The organism is Pseudomonas sp. JDS08PS003 (genome assembly GCF_045013505.1).
Classification (GTDB): Bacteria; Pseudomonadota; Gammaproteobacteria; order Pseudomonadales; family Pseudomonadaceae; genus Aquipseudomonas; species Aquipseudomonas protegens_B.
The window spans coordinates 1,377,122-1,399,296 of sequence record NZ_CP120724.1 but is presented as its reverse complement, the minus strand read 5'-3'; the positions used below and the strand labels follow the sequence as shown (position 1 = coordinate 1,399,296).

19 protein-coding genes and 1 pseudogene are annotated in these 22,175 nt (G+C 62.8%); 4 read left to right on the top strand and 16 right to left on the bottom strand.

Going from position 1 to position 22,175, the window contains the following annotated elements; genetic code table 11:
• Positions 1-98 precede the first annotated feature (98 nt).
• Complete coding sequence (ppc, locus tag P7C00_RS06280) at positions 99-2,729, bottom strand: phosphoenolpyruvate carboxylase (RefSeq protein WP_404938320.1); 2,631 nt, start codon at positions 2,727-2,729, stop codon at positions 99-101.
• 204 nt (positions 2,730-2,933) lie between these two features.
• On the opposite strand from ppc, the gene P7C00_RS06275 reads away from it, so the two are divergent.
• The 3 genes from P7C00_RS06275 (at position 2,934) to P7C00_RS06265 (ending at position 4,818) form a co-directional block, all read left to right on the top strand.
• Positions 2,934-3,278 carry a pilin assembly protein gene (locus P7C00_RS06275; protein WP_404938319.1) on the top strand — a complete coding sequence of 115 codons (345 nt, stop codon included), beginning with the start codon at positions 2,934-2,936 and terminating at the stop codon, positions 3,276-3,278.
• A 287-nt stretch (positions 3,279-3,565) separates the two neighbouring features.
• Complete coding sequence (locus tag P7C00_RS06270) at positions 3,566-3,979, top strand: DUF4398 domain-containing protein (RefSeq protein WP_016967758.1); 414 nt, start codon at positions 3,566-3,568, stop codon at positions 3,977-3,979.
• Positions 3,980-4,029: 50 nt separating this feature from the next.
• The gene (locus P7C00_RS06265) at positions 4,030-4,818 is read left to right on the top strand and encodes an OmpA family protein (protein ID WP_346633457.1); all 789 of its coding nucleotides are present in this window, start codon (positions 4,030-4,032) and stop codon (positions 4,816-4,818) included.
• A 112-nt stretch (positions 4,819-4,930) separates the two neighbouring features.
• Here the strand turns inward: P7C00_RS06265 and P7C00_RS06260 are convergent, their stop codons facing one another.
• The 7 genes from P7C00_RS06260 to prfB all read right to left on the bottom strand — a co-directional run bounded on the left by P7C00_RS06260 (position 4,931) and on the right by prfB (position 11,704).
• Positions 4,931-5,257: a hypothetical protein gene (locus tag P7C00_RS06260; protein WP_011059491.1), complete on the bottom strand. Its 327-nt coding sequence runs from the start codon at positions 5,255-5,257 to the stop codon at positions 4,931-4,933.
• On the bottom strand, positions 5,254-6,168 hold the full coding sequence (locus tag P7C00_RS06255; RefSeq protein ID WP_346633732.1) for an alpha/beta hydrolase: 915 nt from the start codon (positions 6,166-6,168) through the stop codon (positions 5,254-5,256). The genes P7C00_RS06260 and P7C00_RS06255 overlap by 4 nt, the downstream gene beginning before the upstream one ends.
• A gap of 53 nt (positions 6,169-6,221) precedes the next feature.
• The gene (locus P7C00_RS06250; protein ID WP_346633458.1) at positions 6,222-7,499 is read right to left on the bottom strand and encodes a flavohemoglobin expression-modulating QEGLA motif protein; all 1,278 of its coding nucleotides are present in this window, start codon (positions 7,497-7,499) and stop codon (positions 6,222-6,224) included.
• 35 nt (positions 7,500-7,534) lie between these two features.
• On the bottom strand, positions 7,535-8,080 hold the full coding sequence (locus tag P7C00_RS06245) for a hypothetical protein (RefSeq protein WP_346633459.1): 546 nt from the start codon (positions 8,078-8,080) through the stop codon (positions 7,535-7,537).
• Positions 8,081-8,168: 88 nt separating this feature from the next.
• Complete coding sequence (locus tag P7C00_RS06240; protein WP_346633460.1) at positions 8,169-8,885, bottom strand: TetR family transcriptional regulator; 717 nt, start codon at positions 8,883-8,885, stop codon at positions 8,169-8,171.
• A 105-nt stretch (positions 8,886-8,990) separates the two neighbouring features.
• A complete protein-coding gene (gene lysS, locus P7C00_RS06235) occupies positions 8,991-10,493 on the bottom strand; it encodes a lysine--tRNA ligase (RefSeq protein ID WP_102861335.1) in 1,503 nt (500 codons plus the stop codon).
• A 115-nt stretch (positions 10,494-10,608) separates the two neighbouring features.
• A protein-coding gene (prfB, locus tag P7C00_RS06230) for a peptide chain release factor 2 (protein WP_100255254.1) occupies positions 10,609-11,704 on the bottom strand; the annotation gives its coding sequence in 2 pieces (ribosomal slippage) (positions 10,609-11,631 and positions 11,633-11,704; 1,095 coding nt in all).
• A 402-nt stretch (positions 11,705-12,106) separates the two neighbouring features.
• Here prfB and P7C00_RS06225 point away from each other — a divergent pair.
• Positions 12,107-12,514, top strand: a complete 408-nt coding sequence (locus P7C00_RS06225; protein WP_346633461.1) for a hypothetical protein — start codon at positions 12,107-12,109, stop codon at positions 12,512-12,514.
• A gap of 18 nt (positions 12,515-12,532) precedes the next feature.
• On the opposite strand, the gene P7C00_RS06220 is transcribed toward P7C00_RS06225, so the two are convergent.
• From P7C00_RS06220 to P7C00_RS06185, 8 genes and pseudogenes are all read right to left on the bottom strand, one after another.
• Positions 12,533-13,534 carry a PleD family two-component system response regulator gene (locus P7C00_RS06220; RefSeq protein WP_025127597.1) on the bottom strand — a complete coding sequence of 334 codons (1,002 nt, stop codon included), beginning with the start codon at positions 13,532-13,534 and terminating at the stop codon, positions 12,533-12,535.
• Positions 13,535-13,582: 48 nt separating this feature from the next.
• Positions 13,583-14,593 carry a chemotaxis response regulator protein-glutamate methylesterase gene (locus P7C00_RS06215; RefSeq protein WP_110652336.1) on the bottom strand — a complete coding sequence of 337 codons (1,011 nt, stop codon included), beginning with the start codon at positions 14,591-14,593 and terminating at the stop codon, positions 13,583-13,585.
• On the bottom strand, positions 14,590-16,908 hold the full coding sequence (locus P7C00_RS06210; protein ID WP_404938318.1) for a hybrid sensor histidine kinase/response regulator: 2,319 nt from the start codon (positions 16,906-16,908) through the stop codon (positions 14,590-14,592). Before P7C00_RS06210 ends, P7C00_RS06215 begins: the two co-directional genes overlap by 4 nt.
• On the bottom strand, positions 16,905-17,591 hold the full coding sequence (locus P7C00_RS06205) for a chemotaxis protein CheW (RefSeq protein WP_404938317.1): 687 nt from the start codon (positions 17,589-17,591) through the stop codon (positions 16,905-16,907). The genes P7C00_RS06210 and P7C00_RS06205 overlap by 4 nt, the downstream gene beginning before the upstream one ends.
• Positions 17,588-18,864: pseudogene (locus P7C00_RS06200) on the bottom strand (CheR family methyltransferase). The gene P7C00_RS06205 and the pseudogene P7C00_RS06200 overlap by 4 nt, the downstream one beginning before the upstream one ends.
• Positions 18,861-19,397, bottom strand: a complete 537-nt coding sequence (locus P7C00_RS06195; protein WP_402890280.1) for a chemotaxis protein CheW — start codon at positions 19,395-19,397, stop codon at positions 18,861-18,863. Before P7C00_RS06195 ends, P7C00_RS06200 begins: the two are co-directional and overlap by 4 nt.
• Positions 19,397-21,019, bottom strand: coding sequence for a methyl-accepting chemotaxis protein (locus P7C00_RS06190; protein ID WP_404938316.1), 1,623 nt, complete (start codon positions 21,017-21,019; stop codon positions 19,397-19,399). Before P7C00_RS06190 ends, P7C00_RS06195 begins: the two co-directional genes overlap by 1 nt.
• 214 nt (positions 21,020-21,233) lie before the next feature.
• On the bottom strand, positions 21,234-21,959 hold the full coding sequence (locus tag P7C00_RS06185; protein ID WP_404938315.1) for a tellurite resistance TerB family protein: 726 nt from the start codon (positions 21,957-21,959) through the stop codon (positions 21,234-21,236).
• Positions 21,960-22,175 lie beyond the last annotated feature (216 nt).

The window sequence follows — 22,175 nt, the reverse complement described above, 5'->3', positions numbered from 1 at the left end:
CAACCCCATAACAAAGTGTCGCCAGATGAATCTGCACGACACCTTGGGATTGTCCCGACCAGGGCTGTGCCAAAGCAGCCCCGCCGCCCTCTGCAGCCTCAGCCGGTATTGCGCAAACCGGCGGCAATACCCGCCACGGAGACCAGCAGCGCCTGTTCCACGGGGCTTCCTTGCGGCGCCTCCTGTTTGCGCGAGCGCGCCAGCAACTCCGCCTGCAACAGATGCAGCGGGTCGAGGTAGGTATTGCGCAGGCGGATGAACTCCAGGGTGTCGGGGCTGTGGGCCAGCAGTTGCGACTGCCCGGTCAGGCCCAGGACCACCGCGCAGGCCTGCGACAATAGGTCGCGTAAATGCGCACCCAATGGCAGCAGTTCCGCCTCAACCAAGCGCTCGTCATAAGAGCGCGCAATGTCAGCATCGGCCTTGGCCAGGACCATCTCCAGCATGTCGATACGGGTGCGGAAAAACGGCCATTGCTCACGCATCTGCCCCAGCAACTCACCCTCGCCCCGGGCCAGCGCCTTGCTCAAGGCCGCCTCCCAGCCAAGCCACGCCGGCAGCATCAGGCGCGTCTGGGTCCAGCCGAAGATCCATGGAATGGCCCGCAGGCTTTCAATGCCACCGGCGCGGCGCTTGGCCGGCCGACTGCCCAGGGGCAGGCGTCCCAGCTCCTGCTCCGGGGTGGACTGACGGAAGTACTCGACAAACTGCGGGTTGTCCCGCACCACCGCGCGATAGGCCTGGACCCCGTCGCTGGCCAGTTCGTCCATCAGGTGGCGCCAGGCCGGCTCCGGAGGGGGCGGCGGCAGCAAGGTGGCTTCCAGTACCGCCGCCAGATAGAGGTTGAGGTTCTGCTCGGCGATGTCCGGCAGGCCGAATTTGAAACGGATCATTTCCCCCTGCTCGGTGGTGCGGAAGCGCCCGGCCACCGAACCCGGAGGCTGCGACAGGATCGCCGCGTGGGCCGGACCGCCGCCGCGCCCGACAGTACCGCCGCGACCATGGAACAACAGCAGTTCCACCTGCTGTTCACGGCAGATATCCACCAACCGTTCCTGAGCCCGGTACTGCGCCCAGGCCGCGGCGGTGGTCCCGGCATCCTTGGCCGAGTCGGAATAGCCGATCATCACTTCCTGGGGCCCTTGCAGGCGTGAGCGATAGCCCGGCATGTGCAACAGTTTCTCCATCACGGGACCGGCGTTGTCCAGGTCCGCCAGGGTCTCGAACAGCGGCACCACACGCATCGGCCGCAACACTCCGGACTCCTTGAGCAGCAACTGCACCGCCAGCACATCGGAGGCCGCGCCTGCCATGGAAATCACGTAGGAACCCAGGGAAGCCGCTGGGGCGACGGCGATCTCGCGACAGGTAGCGAGCACCTCCGCCGTGTCTGCCGAGGGTTTGAAATAACCCGGCAGCAAGGGGCGGCGACTGCTCAGTTCACGCATCAGGAAGGTGATGCGGTCTTCCTCGCTCCAGTCTTCATAGCGGCCCAGGCCCAGATAGTCGGTGATCTCGGTCATGGCCGAGGTGTGCCGACTGGAGTCCTGACGCACATCGAGACGCACCAGGAACAGGCCGAACGTCACTGCCCGCCGCAGGCAATCGAGCAACGGACCATCGGCGATCACCCCCATTCCGCATTCATGCAGCGACTGGTAGCACAGCTGCAGCGGCTCCAGCAGATCACGGTTGTTCTGCAAGACCTCGGGCCCCGCCGGTACCGGAGCGCCAAGCGCCGCATGCGCCCAGTTACGGGTAGCCCGCAGACGCTCGCGCAATTGCTTGAGCAGTGCCCGATACGGCTCGGCACTGTCCCCGGCCCTGGCCAGCAAGGCCGCGCTGGCCTGCTGCATGGACAGTTCGGCGGCCAGGTGATCGACGTCCCGCAGATACAGGTCGGCAGCCATCCAGCGCGCCAGCAACAACACCTCCCGGGTCACGCTGGCGGTGACATTGGGGTTGCCATCACGGTCGCCGCCCATCCACGAAGCGAAGCGGATCGGCGCCGATTCCAGCGGCAGGTGCAGCCCGGTAGCCTCGAACAGCGCCTTGTCGGCCTTGCGCAGGTAGTTGGGAATGGCCTGCCACAGGGAGTGCTCGATCACCGCGAACCCCCATTTGGCCTCATCCACGGGTGTCGGCCGAGTACGGCGGATTTCCTCGGTGTGCCAGGCTTCGGCAATCAAGCGCTGCAGGCGTTCCTGGATCTGCCCGCGCTCGGCGCTGGTGAGATCGCGATGGTCCTGGGCCGCCAGTTGCCCGGCAATGGCATCGTATTTCTGGATCAGGGTACGGCGCGCCACTTCGGTGGGGTGAGCGGTCAGCACCAGCTCGATCTCCAGGCGCCCCAACTGCCGGGCCAGGGCATCGGCGGAATGCCCTGCGGCCCGCAGACGCGCCAGCAGCTCCGGTAGCACCCGGGCTTCGAACGGCGCCGGCTGCGACTCGTCGCGACGGTGGATCAACTGATACTGCTCGGCGATGTTCGCCAGGTTGAGGAACTGGTTGAAGGCCCTGGCCACCGGCAGCAGTTCGTCCTCGCTCAACTGGTCAAGGCTGGCGCTCAATTCGGCCCCCGGTGAACCCCGGCGATCGGCCTTGGCGCCCTTGCGAATCTGCTCGATCTTGTCGAGGAAAGCCTCCCCGTACTGGTCACGGATGGTATTGCCCAACAGTTCTCCCAAGAGGTGAACGTCTTCGCGCAAGCGCGCATCAATATCGGTCATCGAGGTGTTCTCCAGCAGACTCAAGGCGGCACGGAAGGCTCAAGAGTGCCGCTTGCACGCGTCCCTTAGCAAGCACGTGGCAAACCGGCGCCCAACCTTCGGCGATGGAGCTAGTCTCAACAGTAGGCCGCACAAGGGCCACGCACCGGCCCGGGCCGGTCACTCAACCCAACCTGCCACGAGCAGGTGTTCATTGAGGTCATCATGAAAATCCGTGAACTCGCGCAACATTGGGAAGAAAACGCCAAGGGTCGCCTGACCAAGACCGGCTACCGGATTCACCTGGATATGGAAGCCGCCGCACGCCTGGCCGCCCTCTCCGAGATGTACCCCAAACGCCACACCGAAGAGCTCCTTGGCGAGCTGATCGGCGCCGCCCTGGAAGAGCTCGAGGCAAGCTTCCCCTACATCCAGGGTCAGCACGTGGTGGCCACCGACGAGGAAGGCGATCCGCTGTACGAAGATATCGGCCCCACCCCTCGCTTTCTGGCCTTGTCACGCCAGCATCTGCAACTGATGTCGAGCCAGACCGACAAGCCGAAACACTGAGTCCGCCGCCGCTCGTTTCCCTGTTGAAAACCATCGTTCCCGGTCCTGAAAAGGGCCGGGGATACCCCTGCGCACGGCAAAAGTTCCGGATTTAGAGCCCTGACCAAGGCGTCAGATTTTTTTCCGGCCAATCGCCATCTTTCTCTGAACTATTCAAAAAAGCCTCGGGTCACACCCATTAGCCATCACTGGAACGGCCGTTTCAAATTTTGCCATCAGCGCTCGTCGTCACTCAGCGTCACGGCGCCAGGACCGGGATGGATATTGATGTTTTCAGGAGTTACCCAATGGAGTTGAAGACCATGAAGATCAGCACTGCCAAATCCTCGTTCACCTCTCTGCGCGGGCTGAAGCTGGCCGCGCTGGCCCTCGGTAGCAGCATGGTACTGGCCGGTTGTGCCGGTAACCCGCCTTCCGAGCAGTACGCGGTCACGCAATCTGCGGTCAACAGCGCAGTGAGCGCCGGTGGTACCGAGTTCGCCGCCGTGGAAATGAAGTCGGCCCAGGACAAGCTCAAGCAAGCCGAGATTGCCATGCACGACAAGAAGTACGACGAAGCCCGTCGCCTGGCTGAACAAGCCGAGTGGGATGCCCGCGTAGCAGAGCGCAAGGCCCAGGCAGCCAAGGCTGAGCAAGCGCTGAAAGACTCGCAGAAAGGCGTTCAGGAACTGCGTCAGGAAGGTATGCGCAGCGTGCAGTAAGCCGCCGCCGATTCCCACGTACTCGTATTTGATTGAAAGGACGAACCATTATGCGCAAACAACTGATGATCCCTGCCCTGTTGGCCATGAGCGTAGCCCTGGCGGCCTGCTCCACCCCGCCTAACGCCAACCTGGAAAACGCCCGGACCAACTTCTCCGCCCTGCAGGCCAACCCGCAGGCCAGCAAAGTCGCGGCCCTGGAAACCAAGGACGCCGCCGACTGGATGGACAAGGCCGACAAGGCGTACCTGAACAAGGATGACGAGAAGAAGGTCGACCAACTGGCCTACCTGACCAACCAGCGGGTTGAAGTGGCCAAGGAAACCATCGCTCTGCGGACCGCCGAAGCCAAGCTCAAGGACGCCGGCGACCAGCGCGCCCGCGCCATCCTCGATGCCCGTAACGCGCAGATCAAGCAACTGCAGGACAGCCTCAACGCCAAGCAGACCGATCGCGGCACCCTGGTGACCTTCGGTGACGTGCTGTTCGCCACCAACAAGTCCGACTTGAAATCCAACGGCCTGGTGAACATCAACAAGTTGTCGCAATTCCTCCAGGAGAACCCGGACCGCAAGGTGATCGTCGAAGGCTACACCGACAGCACCGGTAGCGATTCCTACAACCAGTCTCTGTCCGAGCGCCGTGCCGGCTCGGTGCAGATGGCCCTGATCCGCATGGGCGTCGACCCGGCGCGTATCGTCAGCCAGGGTTATGGCAAGGAGTATCCGGTAGCCGATAACGGCAGTGTTTCCGGCCGCGCCATGAACCGTCGCGTGGAAGTGACCATTTCCAACGACAACCAGCCGGTAGCGCCACGTTCGGCCATCAGCCGCAACTGACGGGGCACCCTGCCTTTATAGGCAGGTCAAACAAAACGCCGCCGACCTCTTCAGGTCGGCGGCGTTTTTTTATGCGATTACCCCTGTAGGAGCCGGCTTGCCGGCGAACCGATCACTGCTCCAACTGCGGGGTTTCCTGGCCCATGCAGCGCACGGCTTGCTTCTTCTTGTTCACCAGCACCCCGGTCAGCCCCTTCTGCTGGGTGTCGAACAGCACCAGCACGCCATCGATGCACTGGGCCACTTCATCGGCCGGTTGCAGGGAGATCTTGTAGTCTTCGCCGGGCACGGTCTTGAGCATGGTGAAGTCGCTGAGCAACAACGCGTCCTCCGGCTTGGCGAAGTGCAGGTAGCCGTAGTACCACAGGCTACCCACGGTAACGATGATGCTGCAGATACCGGTGATGATCATTGGAATGGCGTTGCGTTCTTCACTCATTGCGGACTCTCTGGAGGTTCAACTGCTGAATTCGGGGTCGCCGGGTAGTTGGGGATTTCCCCCAGGCGGCGCAACCCGTCGAAATGCTGCGGATCGTCGAGGTAGCGCAGCATCACGCGGCGCCAGGTCGGATCGGCAAAGGTTTGCACGTGGCCACCGCGGGTCAGCTGCAGGACCCGCGGTGGCGGCGCAGCTTGATACACCCGGATGCCATTGGAAAGGGGCACGATCGGATCGTCGATGCTGTGATAGATCAGTTTCGGCACGCCAGTCAGGCGCGGCAGGAGGTGAACCGCGCTGTCGGCGTCCGGCACCAGCCACGACAAAGGCACCTGCAACGGCCAGGTCAGCCAGGACGTGCTCAGGGCATAACGCCCGACATCACGGTAGCTGGCCGGCACACCATCAAGGACGATGGCCTTGAGCTGGGCCTGACGCTCGGGGTGCTCCACCAGATAGTGAATGGCCAGGGCGCCCCCAAGGCTTTGTCCGAGGACGATCAAGGGTTTGCCTTGAACCTCCGGCGCCTGGTCCAGCCATTTGAACGCGGCGTCGACATCCTGGTAGATCGCCGGCAGGCTCGGCGCACCTTCGGACAAGCCATATCCGCGGTAGTCCAGCAGCAATACCTGATAGCCCTGCTCCGGCAGCCACCAACTGCCCCCCAGATGCCAGGCCAGGTTGCCGCCGTTGCCGTGCAAGTGCAGCACCGTGCCCTTGACGGCCACGCCCGGCTTGGCAGGCAGCCACCAGCCGTGCAGCTTGAGGCCGTCGGCGGTGGTCAGGGTAATGTCACGGTATTCAAGCTTGGCCCGTTCGGGGGTGAAGGGCAGTCCTGGCTCGGGATAGAACAGCAGCGAGCTGCAGCCAGTGAGGCACAGCAGCAACGTCAGTGCGGCCAACAAACGCATCATCGGCCACTCCGTGTATCTATGAATACGTCCATGTGCGCCCCCGGAAAAATTCAAAGGATATTGGAGTAGTCCGCCTCGATCCGGTCCAGGCTCAGGTGGTTGAGGAAGTTGGAGAAACACATCCACGCCGACAGCGCATTCATGTCGCGGAACTGGTCGGGCAGGTACTTGGGTGGCACCACCAGGCCTTCATCCACCAGTTGGCGCAAGGTTCGCATGTCTTCCAGGGTGGTCTTGCCGCAGAACAGCAAGGGGATCTGCTCCAGCTTGCCCTTGCGCACAGCCAGCTGAATGTAGTTGTAAACCATGATGAAGCCCTTGAGATAGGACAAGTCTTTGGTAAACGGCAGCCCGTTGGGCACCGAACCGCGGAACACCCGGCTGGCGTTGCCGTAGCTCTCGGCCATCTCGAAACCCTGTTCGCGGAAGAACTCGAACACCTGCAGAAAGTCAGCGCCCTCCTCCACCATGTGAATGGCTCGGGTGCGGTTGGTCAGCTTGCGCAGGCGGCTCGGGTAGGAGGCGAAGGTGATGATCTCCATCAGGATCGCCAGGCCTTCCTGGGTCACCGTGGACGACGGCGGGCCCTTGGCCAGGAAGGTGCAGATGGGCTGGTTGAGACCGTTCAAGGTGGTGCCCACATGCACCAGCCCCTCATGGACTTCCAAAGCCCGCACATCACGCTCGTTGAACATCGCATCGCTGCGGATCTTGATGTAGTCGGCACCCGCCGCCGCGTCGGCGACAATGCCGTCGGACTCGAATACGCGGATGGTTTCCTCGGCCTCGCCGAACACTTTGTTCAACCGGCTTTGCAGCAGGCTCACCGCCTCCTTGGCACTGAGAACCTTGGGTTCGTCCTTGAGGTCGCCGCGGCCGTCGATGTTGTTCAGGTAGTCGGACATCATCAGCCCGAGGTCCGCCAGGGTCGGATCACCAGCGTGGAAGGCATCGGACGCGGCGCCGTAAAGTTCTTGGGAAATCAGCCCGAAATCAGCGGTCCCCCGGGCTTCGAGCATGCGCACCACCATGCGGTATTCCTTGCACATGCGGCGCATGATCTGGCCCACCGGATTGAACTGGCCCAACTGGCGGGTGATGTCGCGCTCGATGTTCTGGAACTCCAGCTTCACCGCGCCCGAATCGAAGGACAGCGGCCGCCCTTCGTAATAGGCGCGATCCACCGCCGGCATTTCCTTGCCCTTGGCCTTGAGAAAGCCCTTGCGGATGTTCTCGTCCCACTTCACCGCATCCAGCACACGGATCGGTGTCTGTGCCAGCACTATGCGATCGGACAAAGTGCGTATCGTCTGCTGGTAATCGTCCACCCGAAACTCCTATTGAATGGGTCTGTAGCGCAGGGTCACTTGCCCACACGCTTGAAGCGCGCCGCCTCGACGAACAGGTCGGAATTGGCGGGGTTATCAAGGTAGGCGAAGACCTCGGGCAACGGGCTGCTAATCAGCACCCCATCCCCCTCGGCCGTGGTCATGGCTTCGCCGCTCAAGGCCTTTTGACCCAGGGCCTGGCGAATCTGTTCCAGATCCAGGGTATAGAGCACCAGTTCGTGTTTTGCCGTCAGCTCGAACCCGGCAATGCTGTAGTGCCCGCCAAAAGCCTGGGGCACTGCGGCCGACAGGTACCAGCGGTTACCGTGCCGGGACACGGTGAAGTCATAGGCGTCGCGCGGGCGCGCCGTGCCACCGGGGTAACTCGAAGCGCGGTAGCGGTTGGCGCCGATCTGGCTGAGCTGGATATTCAGCGGCTCGCCCCAGGCATTCTTGCTGGCCCACTTGCCCAGCAATTGGGCAGGCGCCGCCTGTTCAGCCGGCAGCGGGTCCTTGAAGGCAACCAGGCAACCACTGAGCAGCAGGAACGACAGGGCAATCAGAATGCGCCAGGCTTGCATGCAACTCTCCTATGAACTCCAGAATGACTCTAGCCGCTGGCGCGGGCTACGACCGACAGGCCGCAGCCGGTCAGCCGTGCCAGGCGCGTCAGACCGAAGCCAGAACCAGATGCATGTAGCGCGTGAGAATGCCGAGCATCTCTTCCTCGGCCAGCGGCTCGGTGCCGTTGAGCAGGCCCTGATATTCCATCCGGCCGATTATAGACGTCAACACTTTGGCATCCTGCTGCGGCTCCCGGGAGCCCAGGACCTGGAAGAACTGGCAGGTGCCCTGGAGCAGGATCTGCTGGTGCGAGCGCACCAGCTGCGCCAGGCGCGGGTTGAGCAGTGCCTCTTGGCGGAAGGCCTGTTCGGCCATCAGGTGCTCGCGACGATTGTGCAACTGGCGCTGCACATAATCGGCGGTCAGTCGGGCGATATCATCGGCCAGCTGCGAACGGGACGCGGCGCTGCCGTCGCCGTAGGCCACCATTTCCCGCAGCAGGCCTTCATTGCTGGCCCACAGCTTGGCCATGAACGCCGCGCTGCGTTCCACGTACTGGGCGAAGGTATCGGTGAGCAGGTCATCGATATCCTTGAAGTAATAGGTGGTGGCCGACAAGGGCACACCGGCTTCGGCGGCCACCGCACGATGGCGCACGGCCCGCACACCGTCACGCACCACAATGCGCATGGCGGCATCAAGAATCTCCTGTCTACGCTGCTCACTGCCCTGCCGGCTGGCCTTGCGACCCTGGTACTGAACACTTTCAGCCACCGCAGTGGCGATGCCGGCTGCACCTTCTTGAGCAATTGCGCGGTTCACGACAGGTATTCCCTCTTAAAAATCACACAGAATTAGAAGCGGTACGTCAGTTGCAGCCAGACAATAAAAAGCCGCCTGTTGAAGGCGGCTTCTTATTCACAACGCTTAAGCTTGTGGCCGCATGTGCGGGAACAGGATCACGTCGCGAATCGACGGCGAGTTGGTCAGCAGCATCACCAGACGGTCGATGCCGATACCTTCACCGGCCGTTGGCGGCATGCCGTATTCCAGGGCACGGACGAAGTCGGCGTCGTAGTGCATGGCTTCGTCGTCGCCGGCGTCCTTGTCCGCCACCTGGGCCATGAAGCGCTCGGCCTGGTCTTCCGCGTCATTGAGCTCGGAATAGGCGTTGGCGATCTCGCGGCCGCCGATGAACAGCTCGAAACGGTCGGTGACGTTGGGGTTCTCGTCGTTGCGACGGGCCAGCGGCGACACTTCGAACGGGTACTGGGTAATGAAGTGCGGCTGCTCCAGCTTGTGCTCGACCAGCTCTTCGAAAATCATCACCTGCAGCTTGCCCAGACCTTCGAAGCCCAGCACCTTGGCGCCGGCCTTCTTGGCGATGGCACGCGCCTTGTCGATGTCGTTCAGGTCATCGGCAGTCAGCTCAGGGTTGTACTTGAGGATCGAGTCGAACACCGACAGACGGGCGAACGGCTCACCGAAGTGGAACACCTTGTCGCCGTACGGCACGTCGGTGCTGCCCAGCACCAGCTGCGCCAGTTCACGGAACAGTTCTTCGGTCAGGTCCATGTTGTCTTCGTAGTCGGCGTAGGCCTGGTAGAACTCCAACATGGTGAATTCAGGGTTGTGACGAGTCGAAACGCCTTCGTTACGGAAGTTGCGGTTGATCTCGAACACTTTCTCGAAACCACCAACCACCAGACGCTTGAGGTACAGCTCAGGCGCGATACGCAGGAACATTTCCATGTCCAGCGCGTTGTGGTGGGTTTCAAACGGCTTGGCCGCGGCGCCGCCAGGAATGGTCTGCAGCATCGGCGTTTCGACTTCGAGGAAGTCGCGCTTCATCAGGAAGCTGCGGATGTGGGCAATGACTTGCGAACGTACGCGGAAGGTCTGACGCACGTCTTCGTTGACGATCAGGTCAACGTAGCGCTGGCGGTAGCGCTGCTCGGTGTCGGTCAGGCCGTGGTGCTTGTCCGGCAGCGGGCGCAGGGATTTGGTCAGCAGGCGCACGTGGGTCATTTCAACGTACAGGTCACCCTTGCCGGAACGGGCCAGGGTGCCTTCGGCGGCAATGATGTCGCCCATGTCCCAGGTTTTCACCGCGGCCAGGGTTTCTTCGGACAGGGTCTTGCGGTTGACGTAGACCTGAATCCGCCCAGTCATGTCCTGGATGACCATGAACGAGCCACGGTTGAGCATGATGCGACCAGCAACCTTGACCGGGATCGCCGCCTCTGCCAGCTCTTCCTTGGTCTTGTCGGCGTACTTCTTCTGCAGATCTTCGCAGTAGTTTTCGCGGCGGAAGTCGTTCGGGAAGGCATTGCCCTTGGCGCGCTCGGCAGCAAGCTTTTCCTTGCGCAGGGCGATCAGGGAGTTTTCTTCCTGTTGCAGGGCTTGCGGGTCGAGTTGTTGGTCGCTCATGTCTTTAGATATTCCATCAGGTTCGTTGCCCCCGGGCCTTGCGGCCCGGGGATCGCCAGCAGAGCTGGCTCCTACAGGGATCGCGTTGAATCAGCCGATCCTGTATCGCGTCTTTTTACAGTCCGGATTTCAGGCTGGCTTCCAGGTACTCGTCGATGTCGCCGTCGAGCACCTTGTCGCAGTCGCTGCGTTCGATGTTGGTGCGCAGGTCCTTGATCCGCGACGCGTCGAGCACGTACGAACGAATCTGATGACCCCAGCCGATGTCCGACTTGGTGTCTTCCAAGGCCTGGGAAGCCGCGTTGCGCTTCTGCATTTCCTGCTCGTACAACTTGGCCCGCAGCATTTTCATGGCGGTGTCCTTGTTGGCGTGCTGGGAACGTTCGTTCTGGCAGCTGACCACGGTGTTGGTCGGTACGTGGGTAATACGCACGGCCGAGTCAGTGGTGTTTACGTGCTGACCACCGGCACCGGAAGAACGATAGGTATCGATCCGCAGGTCTGCCGGGTTGATTTCGATTTCCACCTTGTCGTCGATTTCTGGCGAGACGAACACCGCGGAGAACGAGGTGTGGCGACGGTTGCCGGAGTCGAACGGGCTCTTGCGCACCAGGCGGTGTACGCCGATCTCGGTGCGCAGCCAGCCGAAGGCGTATTCGCCCTTGATGTGCACGGTCGCGCCCTTGATCCCGGCCACTTCACCGGCCGACAGCTCCATGATGGTCGCGTCGAAACCGCGTTTGTCGGCCCAGCGCAGGTACATGCGCAGCAGGATGTTGGCCCAGTCCTGGGCCTCGGTACCGCCGGAGCCGGCCTGAATGTCCAGGTAGGCGTTGTTCGGGTCCATTTCGTGGCTGAACATGCGGCGGAATTCGAGCTTGGCGAGGTTTTCCTCGAGACGGGCCAGCTCGGCGACAACATCGCCCACCGCGCCTTCGTCCTCTTCCTCGACCGCCATGTCCAGCAGATCGCGGCAATCGGCCAGGCCGCCGTTCAGTTCGTCCAGGGTCTCGACGATCTGTGCCAGCGCTGCGCGCTCGCGGCCCAGTTCCTGGGCGTATTCGGGTTTGTTCCAGACACTCGGATCTTCAAGCTCGCGATTGACCTCGGTCAGACGCTCATGCTTTTGATCGTAGTCAAAGATACCCCCGAATAGTTTCGGAGCGCTCGGACAGGTCCTTGATGGTGTTCAGGATCGGGTTGATTTCCATGGGGGGCGGCACTCGTTGGCGAACTTTTGAAAGCCGGAGATTATAACGGAATCACCGAATCACGGCAGCCCGCTTAGCGGCTTTAGAGGCCAATCAGCCATCTAATTTCAGCGACAGCCCCACTGAAATCCAAGTGCACACTGAATTTCATTGCCCTCCCTTACCTGCAAGCCCTGTTCGGCAAGTCACACCGCCTTCGATACTCACAGGCCGCGATGTACAACCATGGCGCCCTTGAGACCGGCCGGCGCTATACAATCCCACCTGAAATGACACGCAAGCAGTAGGCTCATGGGACGCACACTCAACAGCGCAGAAATAGAAAACATCCAGCGCAGGGAGCGCCGAAACGGGAGAGGCGTCCAGGCGTTTTTCGCCGCGCTCTTCAGCGCACTGGCCTTTATGCCATTGATGGGAATCTGGCTGATGGTCTCACCGGCGCTGGCCTGCGCCCTGGTAGTGCCCTGGCTGATCTTTTTGTGGTGGTGGATCTACTACCGCACGAGAATGCTGGTGGATGAGGTCGGTGAGCGAACCCAATGGCTGCAGGCCAGGTTCAGCTGTCGCTGGGTCCACGTCCATAGGGGCGGCTACATGGACTACCGCTTTGGCGACTACCCGATCGCCCCTGGCAACCTGCTGAACAACTGGTTCATCGACAAGACACTCAACACCTACACCACCTATCGCATCGAAGCGGTAAAGCTCACTTGTCGGCACACCGCGAGCCACAGCTACTACCTGTTCAGAGACACCCTGGTGGAGGTCCCACAGGATCAGGCGCCGGCCACGCAAATGGCTGACGCCTAGAGCGCACGCCGAACCCGCCTACTCGATCCCGACCTGATTGCGGCCATTGTTTTTCGCCAGGTACAACCCCTTGTCCGCGGCCGAAATCAACTGCCGGCAATGGCTGTTGGGCTGCGGCGTTATGGTGGAGAGCCCGATGCTGATGGTCAGGCTGGCGCCCTCCACCGGCGCGATATGGGGGATTTTCAGGGCTTCCACGGTCTGGCGCAGCTTCTCCGCCACCAGTCGCGCCCCGCCCGGCGAAGTGTTGGGCAGCACCAGCACGAACTCTTCGCCACCGTAACGCGCCGGCAGGTCGGAAGGCCGGCTGCTGGCCTCGCGAATCGCCGTGGCCACCTTGCGCAGGGCTTCATCCCCCTCCAGGTGGCCGAAGGTATCGTTGTAGGTCTTGAAGTAGTCGACGTCGATCATCAGCAACGACAGCTGGCTCTGCTCACGCATTGCCCGACGCCATTCCAGCTCCAGGTATTCGTCGAAGTGCCGGCGGTTGGACAGCCCGGTCAGGCCGTCGGAGTTCATCAGCCGCTGCAGCACCAGGTTGGTGTCCAGCAACTGCTGCTGACTGACCCGCAACGCACGGTAGGCGGCATCGCGCTGCAACAGGGTCATGTAGGAGCGGGAGTGATAGCGGATGCGCGCCACCAGCTCGATGTTGTCCGGCAGCTTGACCAGGTAGTCGTTGGCCCCGGCGGCAAAGGCCGCGCTCTTGATCAGCGGGTCTTCCTTGGTGGAGAGGACAATGATCGGGATGTTCTGGGTCGCCGGATGGTTACGGTATTCGCGCACCAGGGTCAGGCCGTCCAGCCCCGGCATTACCAGATCCTGGAGGATCACCGTGGGCTTGATGCGGATGGCCTGGGCGATGGCCTGGTGAGGATCGGCGCAGAAGTGGAAGTCGATGTTTTCCTCATTCGCCAACCCACGCCGCACGGCCTCGCCGATCATGGCCTGGTCATCCACCAGCAACACCATCGCAGCGTTTTCGTCGGTCTTGAATTCGTCGAGCTGTAAATCATTCATGGGTTGTCACCTGAGTTACTACCTGGCCAGGACAGCTGCGTTTATCAGTCATTTGGCAAATATCTCCAGCAAACGTGGAGCGATCTTGTCCAGTGGGCGAATCTCTGCGGCGGCACCGATGGCAGCGGCCGCCTTGGGCATGCCATACACCGCGCTACTGTTCTGGTCTTGAGCGATGGTCAAATAACCCTGATCGCGCATCAACTTCAAGCCCTGGGCACCATCGCGGCCCATGCCGGTCAGCAGCACCCCCACCGCATCGCCATTCCAATAGCTGGCAACACTCTCGAAAAACACGTCGATGGAGGGCCGGTAGATTTCATTCACCGGTTCGGCGGTATAGGCCAGGGTGCCGTTCTTCAACAAGCGGATATGGTGGTTGGTGCCTGCCAGCAGTACCGTGCCGCTTTGCGGCGGCTCACCTTCCCGGGCCAGCCGTACCTGCAGGCCGGAGGCGCTGCTGAGCCACTCGGCCATACCCGCGGCGAACACCTGGTCAACATGCTGGACCAGCACGATGGCGGCGGGAAAGTCCTTTGGCAAGCCCTTGAGCAGCACTTCCAGGGCCGCTGGGCCACCGGCGGAGGAGCCAATGGCCACCAGGCTCTGGCGTGGCGCCCCGCTGCGCAGCGGCACCGGCGCCGAACGCACCCGACTGCCACGCTGGCCGATCAGCCAGCCGATATTGAGGATCTTGCGCAGCAGCGGCGCCGCCGCCTCCTGGGCATTGCCCGCGCCCAGCGCCGGGGTGTCCACCACGTCCAGCGCGCCGTGGCCCATGGCCTCGAACACTCTGTGCACATTCTGCTGGCGGTCGACGGTGACGATCACAATGGCGCAAGGCGACTCGGCCATGATCCGCCGCGTGGCCTCGACGCCATCCATGACCGGCATGATCAGGTCCATGAGAATCAGGTCCGGCGTCAGTTCGGCGCAATATTTCACCGCCTCGGCGCCATTGGTGGCGACCCACACCACCTCATGGCTGGGATCGAAGGCCAGGGCCCGACGCAAGGCCTCCACAGCCATGGGCATGTCGTTGACTATCGCTATCTTCATGCCCGCGCTCCTCCAATCAGCTCCACCACCGCATCGAGCAGGGCGTCGTCATGGAAACTGGCTTTGGCTAGATAATAGTCGGCACCGGCATCCAGTCCACGGCGCCGGTCTTCCTCACGATCCTTGTAGGACACCACCATCACCGGCAGGGACTGCAGGCGATTGTCGCGACGCAAGAGTGTGACCAATTCAATTCCATCCATTCGCGGCATGTCGATATCGGTGATCAGCAGGTCGAAGCTTTCCGAACGCAAAGCATTCCAGCCATCCATGCCGTCCACGGCAACGGCCACATCGTAGCCGCGATTGATCAATAGCTTGCGCTGCAGTTCACGCACCGTGAGTGAGTCATCCACCACCAGAATACGCTTGCGCGCGGCCTGTGCGTGCTGCTGGTGATGGCGTGCGATGCGCTCCAGGCGGCCGGTATTGAGCAGCTTGTCCACCGAACGCAGCATGTCCTCGACATCCACGATCAGTGCCACCCGGCCGTCATCGAGCAAGGCCCCGGCGGAAATATCCTGGATCTTGCCCAGGCGGTCGTCCAGCGGCAGCACCACCAGGGTACGCTCGCCGATAAAGCGCTCCACGGCGATCCCGTACACCGCGTCGCGCTCGCGAATCACCACCACCTTCAGGGTTGGCGCGTCGGTCTCGGTCGCCGGCCGCTGCAACAGCTGACTGGCCGCCACCAGGCCCACATGCCGCCCTTCGTGCCAGAAATGCTGACGCCCTTCCACCTGGACTATGGCCTCGGGTTCCAAGTCGCACATACGTTCGATATGGGCCAACGGGAAGGCGTAGGCCTCGTCGCCGACCTCCACCACCAGGCTGCGCACCACCGACAGGGTCAAGGGCACTTCCAGGTGAAAACGGCTGCCCTGGCCGCTGGTCTGCTCCAGCACTACCGCACCACGCAGTTGCCGCACCATATGCTGCACCGCATCCAGGCCGACACCGCGTCCGGAAACCTCGGTGACCTTGTCCCGCAGGCTGAAGCCCGGCAGGAACAGGAAAGTCAGCAGTTCTTCCTCGCTGAGCTGAGCGGCGGTCTGGGCCGGCGACAGCTGACGCTCGACAATGCTCTGGCGCAAGCGCTCAAGATCCACGCCATTGCCGTCATCACTGAGCTCCAGCACCAGAAGACCGGCCTGGTGCGAGGCCCGCAGACGAATCACCCCCTCCGCCGACTTGCCCGCCAGCAGGCGCTGCTCGGGCAGCTCGATGCCGTGGTCGACGGCATTGCGCAGCAGGTGAGTCAGCGGTGCTTCGAGTTTCTCCAACACATCGCGATCGACCTGGGTTTTCTCACCCTCGATCTCCAGGCGTACCTGTTTGCCCAGGCTGCGCCCCAGATCGCGGACCATGCGGACCTGACCGGTGAGGACATCGGCAAAGGGCCGCATGCGACAGGCCAGGGCCGTGTCATAAAGCACCTGGGCCCGCTGGCTGGCCTGCCAGCCAAACTCATCAAGCTCGGCGGTCTTCTCCGCCAACAATTGCTGGGACTCGGCCAGCAAGCGCCGCGCATCCTCCAGGGCCTCCTGAGCCTCCAGGCTCAGCGCGTGTTCCTTGAGGTGCAGGTTGAGGTTTTCCAGGGCGGTCAGGCTGTTGCTCTGGATCCGCTTGAGGCGCTGCATCGTCGCCAGGTAAGGCTTGAGCCGCTGGGTTTCCACCAGGGATTTGCTCGAAAGGTCCAGCAAGCTGTTGAGGCGCTCGGCGGTCACCCGCAGCACCCGCTCGCCACCCTCGGTCATGCGTTTGCCCGGGCGCCCGTTGCTCACTGCCGGTTCCAGGGCCGGTTCGCTCGGTGGCGACAAGGGCTCCAGCTCCCTCGGCAACTGCGCCATGGGCGCCACTGGTGCTTCGAACTCCGGCTCTGGCGGGGCGCTTGCCTGGGCCGGCACGCTTGGCACTCCCGGTCCATGCGCCAGCAACTGCTCCATCAACGCCACATAGCCCGGAATATCCGGCGCCACTGTCTCGACGCCTCCGGGACTGGCAATACGCATCAACAGGTCAGTGCCCTGCAACAGGGCGTCGATATGCTCGGGTTGCAGATACAGTCGCCCTTCCTGGGCACTGACCAGGCAATCCTCCATCACGTGGGCAACGCTGACCCCGGCATCGACCCCGACAATCCGCGCCGCGCCCTTGAGCGAGTGGGCGGCGCGCATGCAGGCTTCCAACTGGTCGGCCTGGGTTGGATTGCGCTCCAGGGCCAGCAGCCCGGTACTGAGTACCTGGGTCTGGGCCTCGGCTTCCAGGCTGAACAGCTCCAGCAACGAGGCATCGCGCATTTGATCGGGGGTCATGTCAGGCTCCGGGTCACGGCCGAGAGCAGTTGCTCCTCGTCCAGCAAACGCAGGCTGCGTCCCTGCCATTGCAACACGCCACGGGTGTACTTGGCATTGGCCTGTTCTCCGGAGAGCGAGGCACCGTTGAGAATGCGTTCGTCGATGGCATGGATACCGTGCACCTCATCCACCGGCACCACCACCGGGCCGCCCTCGGCCCCAATGATCAGCATCCGCGGCATGACCCGCCCCGCGGCAGCGACCACCGGCGTGCCATCCAGGCCCAGCAGCTCAGTCAATGACAGACAGGCCACCAGGGCTCCGCGCACGTTGGCCACCCCCAGCAACGCCCGCGAACGCTGATGGGGCAAGGAGTGAATGTCCTGCAACGGTGCCACTTCCAACAGGCAACGGGTCGCCAGCCCCAGCCACTCTTCGCCGAGACGGAACATCAGCAGCGAACGGGTGACCACATCGCTGTCGGCCTCCAGGACCACCGCGTGCTCCCGGTCCTCCTGGCGCAACGAATAGCGATCCAGCAGGCGCGTGGCGGCGGCGGAGTAGACCGCGCAATTGCGGCAATGGATATGCTCGGCGAGCAATGGGCAGGACTTGTCGCCGTGGATGCCGATACGGTTCCAGCAATCGTCGATGGCCTGCGCATCTTCACGGGTCACGTCCAATGAGTAGGAATGGCTCATCGTTTCAACTCACTGTCGGCAGTGCGAGTGCTGCGGGCAGCGCGCTCCTGCAATCGTTGGGCTCCGGCGACATCGCCCTGGGATGCCAACAGCGCCGCCAGGTGCGCCAGGGCTTCAGGGTGCTGGGGAGCCAGGTACAGGGCCTTGCGGTAGAAGCCCTGGGCTTCCATGGCGTTGCCGGCCACATCGCTGAGCAGCCCCAGCCAGTAGAACACCTGGGCCACAGGCTCGTGCTGTTGCAGATAACGCTCGCAGGCGGCACGGGCCTGCGCGCTCTTGCCCTCATTGGCCAAGGCGGCAATGTTGGCCAGCAGGCTCGCGGCATCGCTGACCGCCAGCGTGTTCTCGGCCACCGGGGCCTGGGCCGCGCGGGCGGCAAAGGGGCGCTGGCGCGGCGCTACAGGCGGCGGATTGCGCGGTGGCAGCGGCAAGGACAAGGGCTGGGGCAAGGCCACCGGAACCGGTGCAGGCTCGGGTTCAGAGTGCCGGCTGAAGGCAAAGGACTGGGGAATACCGATGGAGCGCATGCCCAGACGCCCCAGCAGGCTGCCCTCGGCAGGCCCGATGAACAGCACCCCTTCTTCATGGGTCAGGCGCTTGAGCACCTCGAACACCTGGTGCTGGGTCGGCTGGTCGAAATAGATCAGCAGGTTGCGACAGAAGACGAAATCGAAAGGCGGCTCGCTGGCCAGCAACCCCGGTTCCAGGACATTGCCCACTTGCAGCCGGACCTGCTCGCGAACCCGCTCGCTCAAGCGATAACGATCGCCCTCGGCACAAAAGTGCCGTTCACGGAACTCGGTGTTCTGGCCACGAAAGGAATTCTTGCCATAGACCGCCCCCCGAGCCCGTTCCACCGACAACGGACTGACGTCCAGGCCGTCGACCTTGAACTGGTGCGGAGCCAGGCCGCCATCCAGCAGGGCCATGGCAATCGAGTAGGGCTCCTCGCCGGTGGAGCACGGCAGGCTCAACAGGCGCAAGGCGCGCATGCCCTTGATCTGTGACAGACGTTCCTTGGCCAGCTTGACCAGAGTGGCGAAGGATTCCGGATAACGGAAAAGCAGGTTTCCGGAACGATCACGGCCTCGATCAGTGCCTGCTGCTCATCCCGTGAACCTTGCAGCTTTTGCCAGTATTCGTCGCTGCTGAGGGCATCCAGGGCGTTGCAGCGCTGGCGCACCGCGCGCTCGATGATCGCCGGGCCCACCGAGGCGACATCCAGGCCGATTCGCTCCTTGAGAAAGTCGAAAAACCGTTGTTCGTCGCTCATCGAGGCTCCTCAAGCGACGCCGGGTCCAGAGGCTCGGCAGGAAACAGCAACTCACGCACCTGAGCGCCCAGCAAGTCATCGACCCGCACCCATTGCAAAAGCCCCTGGGCATCTTCGCGCACCGGCCCCAGATACGGCGCCTGGCGGTTGTCCAGGCCATAGGGCTGAAATTCCTGGGGGGCGCAGCGCAGCGTGTCGTTGGCCTGTTCCAGCAGCAGTCCAAGCACCCGCGGCGGCTGGGCGACGTCGCCACGGTAGTGCACCAGCACCAGTCGGGTACTGGTACGCAGCTGCGCCGCGCGCCCAAACGTCAGCTCGCACAGGTCGATGACCGGCACCACCACCCCGCGATAGGCAAAGACCCCAGCGACCCAGGACGGTGCCTGGGCAATGGGCTTGAGCTGCAGGCGCGGCAACACCTCCACCACATCAACGGCCTGTAGCGCATAGCGTTCCTGACCGATGCGGAACACCAAGAACAGAGCACTGCGCGCCCCGGCTGCGGCGCCGCGCTTGTGCGCGAGCTCATCCATCAGACTTTGAAACGCGAAACGCCGCTGCGCAGGCCCACGGCCACCTGGCTCAGCTCATCGATGGCAAAGCTGGCCTGGCGCAGGGACTCGACGGTCTGGCTGCTGGCGTCCCCCAGTTGCACCAGGGCGTGGTTGATCTGCTCGGCGCCGGTGGCCTGGGCCTGCATCCCCTCATTGACCATCAGCACCCGAGGCGCCAGGGCCTGGACCTGATGGATGATCTGCGACAGTTGCTCGCCCACCTGCTGCACCTCGGCCATGCCGCGACGCACTTCTTCGGAAAACTTGTCCATGCCCATGACCCCCGCCGACACCGCCGACTGGATCTCACGGACCATCTGCTCGATGTCGTAGGTGGCGACGGCGGTCTGATCCGCCAGACGTCGCACTTCAGTGGCCACCACGGCAAAGCCGCGGCCGTACTCACCGGCTTTCTCCGCCTCGATGGCGGCGTTCAGCGACAGCAGGTTGGTCTGGTCGGCAACCTTGACGATGGTCACCACCACCTGATTGATGTTGCCGGCCTTCTCGTTGAGGATCGCCAGCTTGGCGTTCACCAGATCCGCGGCGCCCATCACCGAGTGCATGGTGTCTTCCATGCGCGCCAGACCCTGCTGGCCGGAGCCGGCAAGCACCGAGGCCTGATCGGCCGCGCTGGACACTTCAGTCATGGTGCGCACCAGATCCCGGGAGGTCGCGGCGATTTCCCGCGAAGTGGCGCCAATTTCCGTGGTGGTGGCGGCAGTCTCGGTGGCGGTGGCCTGTTGCTGCTTGGAGGTGGCGGCAATCTCGGTCACCGATGTGGTGACCTGCACCGACGAACGCTGGGCCTGCGATACCAGGGCGGTGAGCTCGGTCATCATGTCGTTGAAGCCGGTTTCCACCGCGCCGAACTCGTCCTTGCGCTCCAGGTTCAAGCGGCCGCTGAGGTCACCGGTGCGCATGATTTCGAGAATGCTCACGATGCGATTCATCGGCGCCATGATCGCCCGCATCAACAGCAGGCCGCATAGACCAGCGACGAAAATCGCCACCAGCAACGACACGCCCATGCTGACCTTGGCCGCGGCCACCGCATCGTCGATGGCGGCGGTGGCGGAGTCGGCCACGGCCTTGTTCTCGCTGATGATGTCGTTGAGTTTCATGCGGCCGGCAATCCAGGCCGGGGTCAGCTGTTCGTTGAACAGGCGGATCGCCTCGGCTTCCTGGCGCTTCTGGTGCAGGTCGAGTACCGCGGCCTGGATGCGATTGAAATCCTGGTGGTCTTTCTCGAAGGCATCGAACTCGGTCTGGTCCTCGCGACTGTTGATGGTCTGCTTGTAATTGTCCATTTGGGTCTGCAGACGCTCTTCGAAGGCCTTGAAGTCCGCCTTGTCTTCGGAACTGATGTCCTGATTCTGCTTGAGGCCGATGATTTCCTGGGTCTGCAGGTAGGTGTCGACCCAGGCACTGCGGATCATGGAACTGAAATAGACCCCAGGCACCGCGTCATTGCGCATGCGCTCTTCACCGGCCTCGATCTTCAACAGGCGCGAGTACGAGACGACGACCATCAACAACATGATGGCGATAATCACCGCAAAGCTCGCCAAAATGCGTTGGCGCAACGTCCAGTTCTTCACAGTCAGTCCTCGAGGCCATTCAAAAATGGGAGGAGTATAGCCGAGGACGAGGCAGGTTTTATGGGTGGTTTAACAACCCGAATGGCACTTTCGGCATCTTTGTGCACCCGCTCTGGATGGCGGCTCAGCGGGCATTTTCAGACCACTAGAGGGCATTTCGGCAATTCCTTCCGGCAGAACCGCCATCCTTGGCAAAGGGCAAGTTCCAGGTGCTTCAGAGACCGCTCTGACGCACCTGCTTTTCCAGTTCGGCCTTGAGCCCCGGCGCCAGCTGCAACTGGCGCGCCAGCTCGTCCAGATAGGCCTTTTCCATGAAGTGTTCTTCATCCACCAGCATCACGCTGGCCAGGTACATCTCGGCCGCCATTTCCGGGGTGCTGGCGGCACGGGCCACATCCGCCGGGTCCAGGGGTTTGTTCAACTCGCTGTGCAGCCAGTTTTGCAATTGCGGGTCGTTGTCCAGCTTGCGGAACTCGCCCTCGATCAGTGCCCGCTCACGCTCGTCCACGTGACCATCGGCCTTGGCCGCTGCCACCAGGGCCTTGAGGATCGCCTGGCTGTGCAGCTCCACTTGCTGCGCCGGTAGCCGGTCGAGGGTCTGCGGCTCGTTGCGTGGAGCGCTGCCCTGTTGCGCCTGCCTGTTGCCGTAGGCCTTGTAGGCCAGCACGCCGAGGGCTGCCAAGCCGCCATAGGTCAGGGCCTTGCCGCCAAACTTGCGGGCCTTCTTGTTGCCCAGCAGCAAGCCCATGGCGCCGGCCGCCAGGGCCCCGCCGCCCGCTCCGGACAGCAGTCCGCCCAGCCCGCCGGCCTTGCCGCCGAGCAAGCCGCCGAGGCCGGCGGAATCGGCTCGGGGCTTGTCCGTTGGCGCCGCGCCGGTCTTGTTCTGCAGCAACTCCTGACCGGACCTGAGTAATTGATCGAGCAATCCACGGGTGTTCATCTGCCGCCTCCGGAAAATTAGGTGTCACATCGACACATAAGGCCGTAAGCCTAGAGAGAAGTGCCCAGGTTCAGGGGGACGATAGTGCTTCTGAATGTTGCTTTCCCACGGGCAGCCCCCCCTTGTAGGAGCTGGCTTGCCAGCGAAGGGGCCCCGCGCCGGAAATGCCTGCATCAAAGGCCCTCCATCAGCCCCCACTCAGGTCGCCAGACTGGA

Coding starts and splice junctions, on each gene's coding strand:
- P7C00_RS06255 (WP_346633732.1), bottom strand. CDS start 6,168: ATGCGTTTGTTGGCCGCACTGACGTTGCTGCTGTGCCTCACTGGCTGC.
- P7C00_RS06195 (WP_402890280.1), bottom strand. CDS start 19,397: ATGGATGAGCTCGCGCACAAGCGCGGCGCCGCAGCCGGGGCGCGCAGT.
- P7C00_RS06215 (WP_110652336.1), bottom strand. CDS start 14,593: ATGAAGATAGCGATAGTCAACGACATGCCCATGGCTGTGGAGGCCTTG.
- P7C00_RS06205 (WP_404938317.1), bottom strand. CDS start 17,591: ATGAGCCATTCCTACTCATTGGACGTGACCCGTGAAGATGCGCAGGCC.
- P7C00_RS06260 (WP_011059491.1), bottom strand. CDS start 5,257: ATGAGTGAAGAACGCAACGCCATTCCAATGATCATCACCGGTATCTGC.
- P7C00_RS06265 (WP_346633457.1), top strand. CDS start 4,030: ATGCGCAAACAACTGATGATCCCTGCCCTGTTGGCCATGAGCGTAGCC.
- lysS (WP_102861335.1), bottom strand. CDS start 10,493: ATGAGCGACCAACAACTCGACCCGCAAGCCCTGCAACAGGAAGAAAAC.
- P7C00_RS06270 (WP_016967758.1), top strand. CDS start 3,566: ATGGAGTTGAAGACCATGAAGATCAGCACTGCCAAATCCTCGTTCACC.
- P7C00_RS06275 (WP_404938319.1), top strand. CDS start 2,934: ATGAAAATCCGTGAACTCGCGCAACATTGGGAAGAAAACGCCAAGGGT.
- P7C00_RS06185 (WP_404938315.1), bottom strand. CDS start 21,959: ATGAACACCCGTGGATTGCTCGATCAATTACTCAGGTCCGGTCAGGAG.
- ppc (WP_404938320.1), bottom strand. CDS start 2,729: ATGACCGATATTGATGCGCGCTTGCGCGAAGACGTTCACCTCTTGGGA.
- P7C00_RS06245 (WP_346633459.1), bottom strand. CDS start 8,080: ATGCAAGCCTGGCGCATTCTGATTGCCCTGTCGTTCCTGCTGCTCAGT.
- P7C00_RS06220 (WP_025127597.1), bottom strand. CDS start 13,534: ATGAATGATTTACAGCTCGACGAATTCAAGACCGACGAAAACGCTGCG.
- P7C00_RS06210 (WP_404938318.1), bottom strand. CDS start 16,908: ATGACCCCCGATCAAATGCGCGATGCCTCGTTGCTGGAGCTGTTCAGC.
- P7C00_RS06225 (WP_346633461.1), top strand. CDS start 12,107: ATGCCATTGATGGGAATCTGGCTGATGGTCTCACCGGCGCTGGCCTGC.